The organism is Phenylobacterium sp. (assembly GCF_035569475.1).
Taxonomy (GTDB): domain Bacteria; phylum Pseudomonadota; class Alphaproteobacteria; order Caulobacterales; family Caulobacteraceae; genus Phenylobacterium.
Map to the genome: position 1 here is coordinate 37,203 of NZ_DATMNA010000099.1, position 12,206 is coordinate 49,408.

A 12,206-nucleotide genomic window follows, 5' to 3' on the forward strand; every position below is an offset into this window, starting at 1 on the left:
GGATCGGACAGAGTCGTCGGCCGCATCTGGAGCCCGTCTCTTCCACTCAGGCTGATCCAACCAGAGCGGGAAGGGCTTAGGTTTCCAGCGGGAAGTCGCCTTCGCGCCACGCCTTCATGCCGCCGTCCAGCGCCACGGCGCGACCATAGCCCAGTTGGCGCAGGGTGGCCGCCGCAAGGGTCGAGATCTTGCCGAACTCGCAGACGGTCAGGATGCGCGCCGTCGGGTCCGGCAGCTCTGCGTTCACCCGCAGCTCCAACTGGCCCCTCGGCAGGTGGCGCGCGCCCGGCACGTGGCCGGCGTCGAAGGCATCCTTCTCGCGGACATCAAGGACGACGAGGTCGCGCCGGTTGCCGCCGATCCGCTCGGCAAGCTCCTGCATCGACATGAAGGGTGTGATCGCCGCCGCCTCGCTGAGCAGTTGCGCCACCGTCTTGCCGCCGCTCATGTTGGTGCGCAGCGCCTCGGTGAGGTGGGTGGGCGCAGCGAGGTCCAGCGCCTGCATCATCTCCACGAACGCGCCGCGCTCGGTCTTCTGCAGCCGCGGATTCTCGGCGATCTCCGTCCCGATGGTCGAGTGCGATCGGCCTTTGTAGTCGTGCGCCGGGTAGACCCTGGTCTCCGCGGGCAGGCGCAGCAGGCCCTCGAACAGGCTGTCGAACAGCTCGTACGGGTCGCCGGTCGGCAGGTCAGTGCGCCCGGTCCCGCCGATCAGCAGCGTGTCCCCCGTGAAGACCCGGTCGTCCATCACCAGGCTCATGGAATCGCGCGTATGCCCGGGTGTGTGCAGCGCCTTCAACTTCAGCCCGCCGGCGATCAGCATGTCCCCGTCGTCCAGCCGCATGTCGGCGTAGGGCGCCGGCGCGAGGCGATGCATCACCACCGGGGCCCCCAGCGCCTTGCCGAGCTCACGGCTGGCCGAGAAATGGTCGGCGTGGGTGTGGGTGTCGACTACGTACTTCGCGGCGAGTCCGTGCTGGGCCAGCAGGCCCCGATAGTGGTCGATGCGGGAAAGCTCCGGGTCGATCAGCACCGCGGCCTTGGTCGCCTCGCAGCCCAGCAGGTAGCTCTGGCATCCGCCGGTGGCGATCTGTTCGAAAATCATGCCGGTCCCCGACCCCCAACCTGGCTCATCCCGGCGAAAGTCGGGATCCACGCCGAGTCTGGGACCTGAAGGTGCGCGCGTCAAAGGGCGATGGGTTGAACGGATCTCAGCCTTCGCCGGGACGCGGGGAGACGGGATTTACCAGCCGATCAGGGTCCGCGCCCGTCGGAACACGGCTTCGAACATCTCCGGCGTCAGTCGTCCGGTGTTCGTGTTGAGCCGCGAGCAATGGTAGCTGTTCAGCACCACATAGGGACCCGCCTCGAACTCCGTCCCGTGACCGGGCAGGCCTGCCGAGGCCTTCAGGCCGAGGGCCTTCAGCACATTGCGCCTCGACACGTCGCCCAGGGTCACGATGACCTTCAGCCGGGGCAGGGCGGCGATCCGCGCGGTGAGGAACGGGCGGCAATGGTTCTCTTCCGAGGTCTCCGGCTTGTTGCCCGGCGGCGCGCAGCGCACGGCGTTGGAGATCATGCAGTCGGTGAGCGTCAGGTCGTCGTGGCCGTCCGGGTCGTAGGTCCCGGTGGCGAAGCCCGCCTTCTTCAGCGTCGCATAGAGCAGCCAGCCGGCGTGGTCGCCGGTGAACGGGCGGCCCGTTCGGTTCGCGCCCTGCCGTCCGGGGGCCAGGCCCGCCACCAGCAGGCGCGCGTCGGGATCGCCGAACGAGGGCGCCGGGCCGTTGAACCACTCGGGATGGGCGGCCGCGTTGGCCGCGCGGTAGGCGACCAGGCGCGGGCAGAGCGGGCAGTCGCGCGCAGGTTCCGGCTCGACGCCCGCTTCAGGCCTCAGCATCGGCCTCGGGTTCTTCCTCGTGGCGCCGCTCGCTGCGGCTTTCCTGGATGAAGCGCGGTAGGCGCGAAGGCCGGCCGATGATGTCCGACAGGTCCGCCAGGTCGACGAAATTGTCCGCCTGCCGGCGCAGGTCGTCCGAGGCCATCGGCGGCTGCGACTTCACCGTGGAGACCACCGTCACCCGCGCGCCCTTTCGCTGCACGGCCGCCACCAGGGCGCGGAAGTCCCCGTCGCCGGAGAACAGCACCAGGTGGTCTGCGCCGCCCGCGGCCATCTCCATCATGTCGACGGCGATCTCCACGTCCATGTCGCCGCGCCAGCGCTTGCGGCCCTGGCTGTCGGTGTATTGCCGCGCGGCCTTCGTCACCAGGCTGTAGCCGTTGTAGTCCAGCCAATCGACCAGCGGCCGGATCGGCGAGTACTCCTCGTCCTCCACCAGGGCGGTGTAGTAGTAGGCGCGCACCAGGACGCCCCGCTTGCGGAACTCTTCCAGGAGCTTGCGGTAGTCGATGTCGAACCCGAGGCCCTTGGCCGCCGAATAGAGGTTCGACCCGTCGATGAAGAGCGCCAGTCGGTCGGTGGGGTAAAAGGTCATCGTCTCGAAATTCCCAATGGCGAAATTCTCAGGCGCCGATCGCTTGGGGCTGGATGCGGCGGTGATCGTGGCCCTGGGCTCGAATATGCCCGGCGATCAGCCGTCGTCCGAAGCCTTGCTTGAAGCGGCCCTGTCGCTGTTCCCCCGGGCCGGATTGCCCGTTCTCGCCCGGTCGCGCTGGTGGAGCTCTGCCGCCTGGCCCGATCCGAAGGGAAATGAATATCGCAACGGGATCGCGATTGTCGAGGCGAACGGCCCTCCTCAGGCGGTTTTGGAGGCGCTTTTTGCCATCGAGCGGCGGTTCGGCCGAATCCGCGGCGAGCCCAACGCGCCGCGCACCCTGGACCTCGACCTGATCGCCCACGGCCGCGAAGTCCGCGCGGGTCCCGGCCTGATCCTGCCCCATCCCAGGGCGCACGAACGGCTCTTCGTCATGGGTCCCCTGGCCGAGATCGCGCCGGGATGGGTGCACCCGACCTTAGGGCGAACCGCCGCCGACCTGGCGGTCAACGCCTCGGTTGGCCGCGACGCCGCGCCGATCTGATCCACGAACCACACGGACGGGTACTCTTCCGAGACACCGCGGCAGCGGAGGCTCAATCCTTTTCAACCGGATCGCACGGATTTCCACGGATAGCGCCGGCGCCATCCGTGCGATCCGTGGTTCCAATCGGAAGGCGCCCGCGGCGCGGGCCTTTCGAGACCAGGCGCGTTCGTGGGGTTCGTGCGGTTCGTGGGCCGGCCGCTAAGCCACCACGCCATGCCGCCGGTCGTCGCGGGCGATCTGCAGGCCGCGGGGCCCGGGCGCCAAGGTCCAGCGGCCTCGCTCGACGAGGGCGGGGTCGAGCTTGGAAGCGATGATCGCGCCCTCCATGATCAGTCCGGCGGCCAGCTTGGGCGGCACGACCTGCGCCGTCTGGGCCATCAGCCGCGCGGCGACAAGGCCCATCAGCGACGACCAATGCGCCTCGTGCAGAGGGGGCTCGTCGCCCACTTCCATGGGCATGGGCGCATTGAGGATGCGGCGCGCCGCGGGCCACAGCACGCGCAACAGGTCCTGCGGCCGGGCGAGCGGCCCGCGGTCCTCGCTGGCCTCCAGCCGGCCGAACTCGCCCTCGGCGGCGCTCTTGGCGATCTTCCGCTCCAGCTCCCAGTAGTCCGCGAATTCGGTGCGTTTGACCCCCGCCGCCGAGGCCGCCTGAACCACGAACCGTTGCAGCGGCGAGCCGTGGCCATAGCCCAGCAGCAGCGCCGCATTGATCCAGCGCCCCGCCAGGAACCGCTGACCGTCCTTGCCGTTGCGCAGCATCAGGCTTTCCGGCGCCACCAGGTCACGCCTGGCGGTGAGCAGCTCACCCTGTTCCAGTGCGGCGTTCTGGGCCGCGAAACCTGAGAGCGCGCCGGCCGCCACCAGCAGGCTCTGCGCGCGCACGTCCGTGGCCGGGATCTTCTGCAGCAGGAACTGGCGCACGCCCGCGGTCGCCAGGTTGGCGCGGTTGACCGACTCCGGCTCCCAGGGGAAGCGGTCCTGGCGAGCAGGCGACGCGGACGACATACTGGGCTCCGGGGAGGCTCGAAGCGTCACCTTAGCGAGCCATCGGTTGAGGCTTTGCAACCTATCGTGGTGAACGGAAGATGAGCCGGGCGACGGCTGGCCGGCGATTCCATCGTCCACGAACGACACGAACAGGCCCGGGGTCGAGACTCCGCGAAGGCGGAGGTTCAGTCATTTCAACCATGGCCGATTGGGAAGCCGCCCGCCGCGCGGGCCTGTCAGAAACACCGCGCTCGTGTGGCTCCTGCGGTTCGTGGCCTTTCTCTCCCCGCCCTGCGGCCTTTGCGGCATTGCACAATGGTCCCCGAACCTCTATTTTCCCGCGTTCTCCCCCCGTTCCGAGGACTCCATGGCTCGCGTCACTGTCGAAGACTGCATCGAAAAGGTGCCCAACCGCTTCAACCTCGTGTTGCTGGCGGCGCATCGCGCCCGCGCCATCTCGGCCGGCGCCCAGATCCTGGTCGATCGCGACAACGACAAGAACCCGGTCGTCTCCCTGCGCGAGATCGCCGACGACGTGGTCGACGCCGAGGAGCTGCGCGAGACCCTGATCGGCACGCTGCAGCGGGTCGACGAGCGTTCGGAAGCCGAGGAAGAGGCCGAAACCCTGGCCCTGCTGGCCGATCCGACCCACATGCAGATGAGCGAGCTGGAACTGGTCCGCGCGCTGCAGAGCGACCGCGATGGCGGTCAGGAGGAGCGGTACTGAGCCCGGAAGGCACAGAACCTCTCACTACCAAGGCGGCGCCCCAAACCGCCGCCCCCTCTAAGGACGCCCCAATTCCTGTCGCAGCTCCCGCCCCTCCATCGGGCAAAGGGGGGGCCGCGCCGGCGCGTCCGAAAATGCTCCGCCAATTCGAGCTGATCGAGAAGGTCCGCTCCTACGATCCCACCGCCGACGAGGCGCTCCTGAACCGCGCCTATGTCTACGCCATGCGCATGCACGGGGCGCAGAAGCGGGCCTCCGGCGACCCCTATTTCGCCCACCCCATCGAGGTGGCGGGCATCCTCACCGACTACCGGCTCGACACCGAGACCATCGTCACGGCCCTCTTGCACGACGTGATCGAGGACACCCCGGTCACCCGCGCCGAGATCGACGAGCTGTTCGGCTCCGAGATCGGCGAACTGGTCGAGGGCGTCACCAAGCTGTCGAAGCTGGAGCTCTCCTCCGAGCATCTTCGGCAGGCCGAGAACCTGCGCAAGTTCATCCTGGCGATCAGCCGCGACGTGCGCGTCCTGCTGGTGAAGCTGGCCGACCGGCTGCACAACATGCGCACGCTGGGCTTCATCACCAGCCCCGCCAAGCGCGAGCGGATCGCCCGCGAGACGCTCGACATCTACGCCCCACTCGCCCGCTCCATCGGCGTGCACCGCATCTGCACCGAGCTGGAAGAGCTGGCCTTCGAGCACCTCAACCCGGTCGCCCGCGACGCCATCAACCGCCGCCTCGAGACACTTCGCCAGCAGCAGGGCGGCGCGGTCAGCCTGGTCTCCGGCGAGATCGCCGAGCGGCTGGAGGAGGGCGGCATCCCGGCCCGGGTCTTCGGGCGCGAGAAGAACGCCTATTCGATCTGGCGCAAGCTGCAGCGCAAGTCGATCGGCTTCTCACAGCTCTCCGACATCTACGCCTTCCGGGTGATCGTCGACAGCGAGGACGACTGCTACCGCGCGCTGGGCGTCATCCACCGGGCCTGGCCCTCGATCCCCGAGCGGTTCAAGGACTTCATCTCGACGCCCAAGCGCAACAACTACCGCTCGCTGCACACCACGGTTGTCGGACCCCGGGGAATGAGGATCGAGATGCAGATCCGCACCGAGGCCATGGACCGCGTGGCCGAGGAGGGCGTGGCCGCCCACTGGCGCTACAAGGACAAGTCCTACGGCTTCGACCTGGAGCATCAGAAGGCCGCCGGCGGCCGCGACCCGCTGGTCAACCTGCGCCACCTCGTCCAGGTGCTCGAGCACGGCGGCGACGCCGAGGAGCTGATGGAGCACGCCAAGCTCGAGATGTTCCTCGACCAGGCCTTCGTCTTCACGCCCAAGGGCCGACTGGTCAGCCTGCCCACCGGCGCCATGCCGCTGGATTTCGCCTATGCCCTGCACACCGACATCGGCGACACCTGCATCGGGGTGAAGATCAACGGCGAGCTGAAGCCCCTGCGCACCGTGCTGCAGAACGGCGACGTGGTGGAGGTGATCCGCGGCGGCAAGCCCGTGGTGCCGCCGGATTGGCGCTCGATCACCATCACCGGCCGCGCCCGCTCGGCCATCCGCCGCCACATCCGCCAGACGGAGAAGGAAGAGTTCACGAGGCTGGGGCGCGCTACCGTCGACCAGACCTTCGAGGCGGCGGGCAAGTCGCGCAAGGACGTGTCCCTGCGGCCGGCCCTCGACCGCTTCGGCGTCGCCACCGAGGACGAGCTGTTCAGCGCCGTCGGCCGCGGCCGGGTCTCGCCGCCGCAGGTGCTGGAGGCCCTGTTCCCGGGCCTCAAGGCCGAGGAGCGCAAGGCCGCCACCGCCCGCCACCGGATCGAGGACGGCAAGGCCGCCAAGCTCTACGTCCGCGGCGGGGGCCTGACGCCGGGGGTCAGCATCCACTTCCACGAGGGCTGCTCGCCGGTGCCGGGCGACCGGATCGTCGGCATCCTGGAGGAGGACGGCAAGGGGCTCACCGTCCACACCATCGACTGCGACAGCCTGGCGGCCTTCGAGGACCGCGAGGAGGCCTGGCGCGACCTGCAGTGGACGCCGGAGGCCGAGCGCAACTCCATCGCCCGCGCCAAGCTGATCGCCACAATCCGCAATGCGCCCGGCGTGCTGGGCCAGGTCTGCACGATCATCGGCGAGGCCGGCGGCAACATCGTCCAGTTGCGCATGCACCACCGCCAGAACGACTTCTTCGACGTGGACATCGACGTCGACGTCAACGACGCCCGCCACCTGACCCACATCGCCGCGGCGCTCCGCGCCAACCCCAGCGTCGAGACCGTCGACCGGCGGAAGGTGTAGTCGATTCCGTTCGTACGGCCTTCACCACGGCAAACGGCCCAAGTGGCCAGCGCCTTGAATATATGACGTCGACGCTGGCCACTTTGGCTAACACAGCGCCTTGAGTTTCAACTGCGTCCAAGCGGTGAAAAGGGGTGTTGGAGTAATTCGAAGCGAAGTGGATTGATGTTTCCCACGCTCCGCCACAGCCTTGTCCTCGATAATTCTTCGGCGCGAATTTCGCATGTGGCGCAAGTACTTCTCGGCAGAGATGAATCCCCTGGACGAGAACGGGGCGGCTCCTAGGGTCCTCTGTGGCTCGCCCGTTCCGGACGGCCCTGGCTCGCCGGATTGGGGACTTCATGAGATTTCGAATTTTAAGCGCGGCGCTCGCCGCCGCCGGCCTGATGAGCTGCGCGTCGCAGGCGGCCGCCGACGGCTTCATCCTGACCTACCAGGGGACAGTGTCCTACGGCTCGGACGACACCAACATCTTCGGCCTGGGGGCCGGCGCCAACCTGGCGGGCCAGGCGATCACCGAGAGCTTCGTGGTCGACTACGCCGGCGGCGGCAATCACGACATCTCCGGAGCGCCCTACTTCCGGAGCACCATCGGCGGGGCGGGATTCATGACCTCCAGCGTCACCATCAACGGCGTCACCACGTCCGTGGGTTCGGACACCGGCCTTGACGACCGCACCGACCAGCACCTGAACCCGGGCTGCGGAAGCTGCAATTCGAGTTTCAGCGAATCCACGGAAGACGAGTCGTTCGTGAACACCGGCGACCTGCACGAGAGCTGGATCACATTCGGCGACGATCTCGGGCGCGGCCTGAACTACCACCCCAGCCTGGCGCTCGGGCCGCCGGTCTTCACGGCCGCCGACAACCTGGACCTCGAGGGCACCTTCACGATTTCGCACGAGCTCGACAACCAGACGGCCGGAACTGTGGTGTTCAACTACCAGACCACCGCGACGTTTACGCCGGACGTGGTCACGATCACCACCTTCGGCGTGCCGGAGCCGGCCGCCTGGGCCTTGATGCTGGTAGGCTTCGGGGCGACGGGCGCGGCCCTTCGCCGGCGGCGCTCGGCGACGGCGCTGGCCTAGGGTTCCGGCCCGCGGGTCGCGCGACGGCTCCCGATATAGCCGACCACCCTGTTTGATCCCGGCTGACTTGACTCAAGTTGGCCGGGACAGGCTCTACGCCGCCATCTTCAGGCGTTTCTCGGCCTGCCAGTCCCTGGCGATGCGGTTGAGGATGTAGGGCGGGGTCCAGCCGAAGTCGCCATCGTCCTCGGGGTCTTCGGCCAGGAACAGCGGGGTGAACACCTTGTAGTTCTGCTCCACGATCGCCTCGCAGAACGAGCGCAGCAGCTCCGGGTCGCTCAGGTGGCGGCCGATGCCCTCGTCGCGGACGTCCGCCCGCGCGCCGGCGCCGACCGGCAGCCAGATCATCGGATAGGGTTGCTCGTCCATCACCCCGCGCAGCTTCTGGGCGCCGGAGAAATGCAGCGGCAGGGGCTCGTCGGAGACGGCGTAGGAGCTGGTCAGCAGGAAGGCCAGGTCCGCCGACAGGATCAGCCGGCGCGGGCTCGACCAGGCGGTCAGCCGGAAGCCGGTGTCGATCGACGGGCCCACGAAGTCGCGGATGATGTCGTGGCGGCCGTTTCCGCCGTACCACTGGTCGCGCATCTCGGCCTGCAGCAGGACGGCGTCGTCGATCCGGTCGGAGCGGAACTGCGCCCCGCCACGGCGGAAGAAGACCTCGGAATTGGGCGCCGGGAACAGCGCGATCCACGCCGTGGATTTTACATCGATGTCCTCGACCAGGGTGGCCAGGTCGCAGCGGTAGGCGCTGAGCGCCGCCAGCCAGATGTGGATCGCATCCACCGCCTGGGCGCGGGTGGAGAGGTCGCAGGTGTAGAGAAGCTCGTCGCCGTTGGACTTCCAGAATTCCGGCGGCGCGATGTGGGCGTTGCTGCGCTGCCGGAAGGCCCGGTACTGCGCATGAACGATCTGGTCGAAGTCGCGGTAGAAGTTAAGCAGCGCCGGCAACCAGGCCGGGCGCGACTGCTTGAACGCCGTGGAGCCTACGAGGTCGATGCTGAAGAACAGCCGAATCCTCGGCTTCAGCCCCTCGGGCAGGTCGACCGGCAGCGTTTTCTTCTCGTTCAGCGACACGGGGGTCGGTCCCACCTAGCGTATTGCGGCCGGCTTGCAGCCAGCCGCCCCGGCGCCGAGCCCGGCCGCACGCGCCCCCCAACAGCACGCACATCGGTACTCGACGAGCCTCGGTATATCGCCGGTCACATTCGGCGAAGTTAAGGAGGCTGGTTAAATGCGCCTTAACGACACCCGCCCGGCTGCGGCGCAGTGAAGCAGCCACGAGGCCGGCGCGCGCGCCGCCTTAAGGTTCGGCGCGGCGGCGACGGCGCGCCTCAGGGCGTCTCCTGCCGCCGGAACAGCGACAGTTCCTCACCCTGGAAGGCGCGCACCCAGGGGCCCGGCGGCGCCTGCGGCCCGCTCGCCAGAACCACCGCGGCGTCCGCCAGCTCGACGGCCGGCGCCTGGCCGGGTTCTCCGGACCAGACCCGGGGCCGGGCCTCCAGGCGCAGGAACACCAGGTGGTCGATGTTGGCGTCCGGGGTGAGCAGCACCACCGTCCCGGCGCGGGGCAGGGCGGGCGCGATGGCGCGCAGGTCGCGCTCGAGGGCGTTGCGCTGGGCGATCATCTGTCCGGTCCAGGCGTGATCCAGCGAGGTCGACAGCGCGCTCAACGCCAGCACCAACCCCAGGCCCGCCGCCAGCGGCCGCGCCCGCGAGGCCAGCGCCGCGGCCGCCAGCAGGACGGCGGCGGCCGCCAGGGCGCGATAGGGCAGGGCGGCGTTCAGCGGCGCGCGCACCGGATCGGAGCGGAAAAAGGCCGTCAGCGCGCCGGCGTCCCAGGGGAACAGGACGATGCCGGCGTGGAAGCTCGCCAGCAGGCCCAGGAGGCCCGCCAGCAGCAGGCCGGCGCAGGCCCAGGCCGTCCGCCGCCCGACGGGGCGCGCCAGCGCCGGCCCGGCCGCCAGCCACAGCAGCGGGGCGAAGAACTCGAAATAGCGGCCCCACAGCCGCTTGGTCTCGCTGGGCGTCCAGGCCACCTGCATGGCGAACAGAGTGACCATCGCGACGGTCGCGGCCAGCGCCAGGGCCAGCAACAGGAAGACCAGCTCGGTCCCTTCGGCTTCGAACCTCCCGCGCCGCGCGCGCCGGCGCTGGGCCAGGTCGGTGAGGCCCACCGCCAGGGGAACGCCCGCTAGCACCGCCGCCGCCGAGGCCATGGCCGCGGCCTGCAGGAGCCCCACGCGCCAAGCCCCGGGCGGCGGCGCCATGGCCAGGTCGCCGCCATAGCCCCGGCTGACGAAGAAGGTCAGCGGGTTGGCCACCGGCTCCTCGGCCGCGAACTGGATCAGGTTGCCGACCGCGAGGAAGCTGGCCGCCAACAGCGCGAGGCGCAGCGGCAGGATCCGCCAGCGTCCGCTGGCCCAGGCGTCGGCCGCCATCACGGCCGCCAGGGCCGCGACCGCTGCGATCCCGTTGGGCTTGACCAGCACCAGGGCCGCGGCCAGCACCCCGGCGAGCAGGGCGTGGACGACCGGGCGGCTGCGATACCAGCGGCCCGTGGCGACGCAGAGCAGCGCCAGCACGGCCACGAACAACCCCTCGGCCAGGTTCGAGAAGGCGAAGCGGTAGTAGGGAAAGCCCAGGGCCAGCAGGCCTAGCGCCGCCTGGTCAAGCCGCGGCAGCCGCGCCGCGCACGCCCGCCAGACCAGCGCCAGCCCGGCCAGATAGGCCGCCGCATTGACCAGCCGGTCGCCGACAACCACCGGCGCCCCCAGCCCGTAGACCGCGCGGATGACGCTCAGGTGGACCCCGTCATTGGCCGAGGCCACGCTCGGGTCGAGCGCCACCACCCCGTCCGGATAGAGCGCCCGGATCAGGTAGACCGCCTCGTCGGCCGCGAACAGCGGCAGGGGCATGGCCAGGCGCCCGGCATAGAAGCCGAGGACGGCCAGGACCACGACGGCCGCGAGGCCCAGTCCGATCCACGCTGCCCACCTTTGCGCCGGCATCAGTCGCCCGACGGCGCCGGCCCCAGGTGGGCCAGGACGAACTCGACCGCCCGCACGGCCGCCTCGCCGTGCGCCTGCCCGAGGATCGTGGTGTGGGACGCCCCGCGCACGGCCTCGAACATGCCGGCGCGCGAGGCCAGCTCCGGCGCGCGCCGCGGGTCCGGCGCGCCGTCGGGCTCGCCGCGATAGGCGACCACCACCGCCACCGGCCACTTCGGGTCATAGGGCGGGGCCAGCCGCGCCTCGGCGGCGCTGCGCGGCCAGTTCTCGACCTCCTCGGCGGCGGTGCGGGCGTGGCGGCCGGAGACATAGGCGTGACGCTTCTCGGCGCTGCCCTGGCTGGGCAGGCCGATCCGGTCGCCGGCCGCCCAGTAGAGCGGCAGGGTGGTCCCGACGCTGGCCGACACGGCGGCCACCTGGGCCAGGCGGGTGAAGCCGCCGATGAACCTCTCCGTCCCCGGGTTGTCGATCTGCTCGGGCGTGGTGGCCTCGATCAGCACCAGGCCCGCCACCTTGTCCGGGTCGCGGCCGGCGAACAGGCGCGCGTAGAGCCCGGCCATGGAATGGCCCATCAGGATGAACGGCCCGGGCTCGCCGGAGGCCGCGATCAGCTTTTCCAGGTCGTCGGTGATGGTCGTGGCGTCGCGCGGCTTCGGCCCGGGGTCCGACCAGCCCATGCCCGCGCGGTCATAGGCGCAGGAGCGGATACCCCTGGCGGTCAGCTTCTCCTGGATCGCCGCGAAGTCCGCCGCCAGGCCGAAGGCGCCCGGCTCCATCCAGACCGTGGGCCGCTCGGCGCTGGCCGGCGGCCCCGCGCAGACCAGCCGCAGCTTACGACCGCCGATGTCGACATATCGGCCGGAGGGCGCGAACGGGCTCGCCGCGGCGACCATGGCCGCGCCGGCGGCGATCCAGACGGTCAGGACGAGGACGGCCCCCAGCAGCATTCGCTTCATCCTCGCACCTAAGGATGCGTCGCGCACGTCCGCAACCGCGGACATATTACAGTCGGCCGATATCTTCCGACCGCGCCGAAAGAGCGGTATCG

The 12,206-nt window shown here is 69.8% G+C and carries 11 protein-coding genes; 4 read left to right on the plus strand and 7 right to left on the minus strand.

Annotated features, from left to right (window positions below; translation table 11 throughout):
- Nucleotides 1-76: 76 nt before the first annotated feature.
- The 3 genes from VNW53_RS15995 to VNW53_RS16005 form a co-directional block, all read right to left on the minus strand.
- Complete coding sequence (locus VNW53_RS15995; protein ID WP_325556799.1) at nt 77-1,105, minus strand: MBL fold metallo-hydrolase; 1,029 nt, start codon at nt 1,103-1,105, stop codon at nt 77-79.
- A gap of 138 nt (nt 1,106-1,243) precedes the next feature.
- Complete coding sequence (locus VNW53_RS16000) at nt 1,244-1,897, minus strand: uracil-DNA glycosylase (RefSeq protein WP_325556800.1); 654 nt, start codon at nt 1,895-1,897, stop codon at nt 1,244-1,246.
- Nucleotides 1,884-2,492, minus strand: a complete 609-nt coding sequence (locus VNW53_RS16005; RefSeq protein ID WP_325556801.1) for an NYN domain-containing protein — start codon at nt 2,490-2,492, stop codon at nt 1,884-1,886. Before VNW53_RS16005 ends, VNW53_RS16000 begins: the two co-directional genes overlap by 14 nt.
- A gap of 61 nt (nt 2,493-2,553) precedes the next feature.
- Between VNW53_RS16005 and folK the strand changes: the two genes are divergently transcribed.
- Nucleotides 2,554-3,036 (plus strand): 2-amino-4-hydroxy-6-hydroxymethyldihydropteridine diphosphokinase, encoded by a 483-nt coding sequence (gene folK / locus VNW53_RS16010; protein WP_325556803.1) that lies wholly within the window; start codon nt 2,554-2,556, stop codon nt 3,034-3,036.
- A 201-nt stretch (nt 3,037-3,237) separates the two neighbouring features.
- Here folK and VNW53_RS16015 read toward each other — a convergent pair whose 3' ends face one another.
- Entirely contained in the window at nt 3,238-4,047 is an 810-nt protein-coding gene (locus VNW53_RS16015; protein WP_325556804.1) for a hypothetical protein, read from the minus strand.
- Nucleotides 4,048-4,396: 349 nt separating this feature from the next.
- On the opposite strand from VNW53_RS16015, the gene rpoZ reads away from it, so the two are divergent.
- From rpoZ to VNW53_RS16030, 3 genes are all read left to right on the plus strand, one after another.
- Nucleotides 4,397-4,756 (plus strand): DNA-directed RNA polymerase subunit omega, encoded by a 360-nt coding sequence (gene rpoZ / locus VNW53_RS16020; RefSeq protein ID WP_299544812.1) that lies wholly within the window; start codon nt 4,397-4,399, stop codon nt 4,754-4,756.
- A 134-nt stretch (nt 4,757-4,890) separates the two neighbouring features.
- Nucleotides 4,891-7,059 carry a bifunctional (p)ppGpp synthetase/guanosine-3',5'-bis(diphosphate) 3'-pyrophosphohydrolase gene (locus VNW53_RS16025; protein ID WP_325556805.1) on the plus strand — a complete coding sequence of 723 codons (2,169 nt, stop codon included), beginning with the start codon at nt 4,891-4,893 and terminating at the stop codon, nt 7,057-7,059.
- Nucleotides 7,060-7,400: 341 nt separating this feature from the next.
- Nucleotides 7,401-8,150: a PEPxxWA-CTERM sorting domain-containing protein gene (locus VNW53_RS16030; RefSeq protein ID WP_325556806.1), complete on the plus strand. Its 750-nt coding sequence runs from the start codon at nt 7,401-7,403 to the stop codon at nt 8,148-8,150.
- 93 nt (nt 8,151-8,243) lie between these two features.
- On the opposite strand, the gene VNW53_RS16035 is transcribed toward VNW53_RS16030, so the two are convergent.
- The 3 genes from VNW53_RS16035 to VNW53_RS16045 form a co-directional block, all read right to left on the minus strand.
- A complete protein-coding gene (locus VNW53_RS16035) occupies nt 8,244-9,239 on the minus strand; it encodes a hypothetical protein (RefSeq protein ID WP_325556807.1) in 996 nt (331 codons plus the stop codon).
- A 242-nt stretch (nt 9,240-9,481) separates the two neighbouring features.
- Nucleotides 9,482-11,158 (minus strand): hypothetical protein, encoded by a 1,677-nt coding sequence (locus VNW53_RS16040; RefSeq protein WP_325556808.1) that lies wholly within the window; start codon nt 11,156-11,158, stop codon nt 9,482-9,484.
- Nucleotides 11,158-12,105 (minus strand): alpha/beta hydrolase, encoded by a 948-nt coding sequence (locus VNW53_RS16045; RefSeq protein ID WP_325556809.1) that lies wholly within the window; start codon nt 12,103-12,105, stop codon nt 11,158-11,160. Before VNW53_RS16045 ends, VNW53_RS16040 begins: the two co-directional genes overlap by 1 nt.
- Between the last annotated feature and the right edge of the window lie 101 nt (nt 12,106-12,206).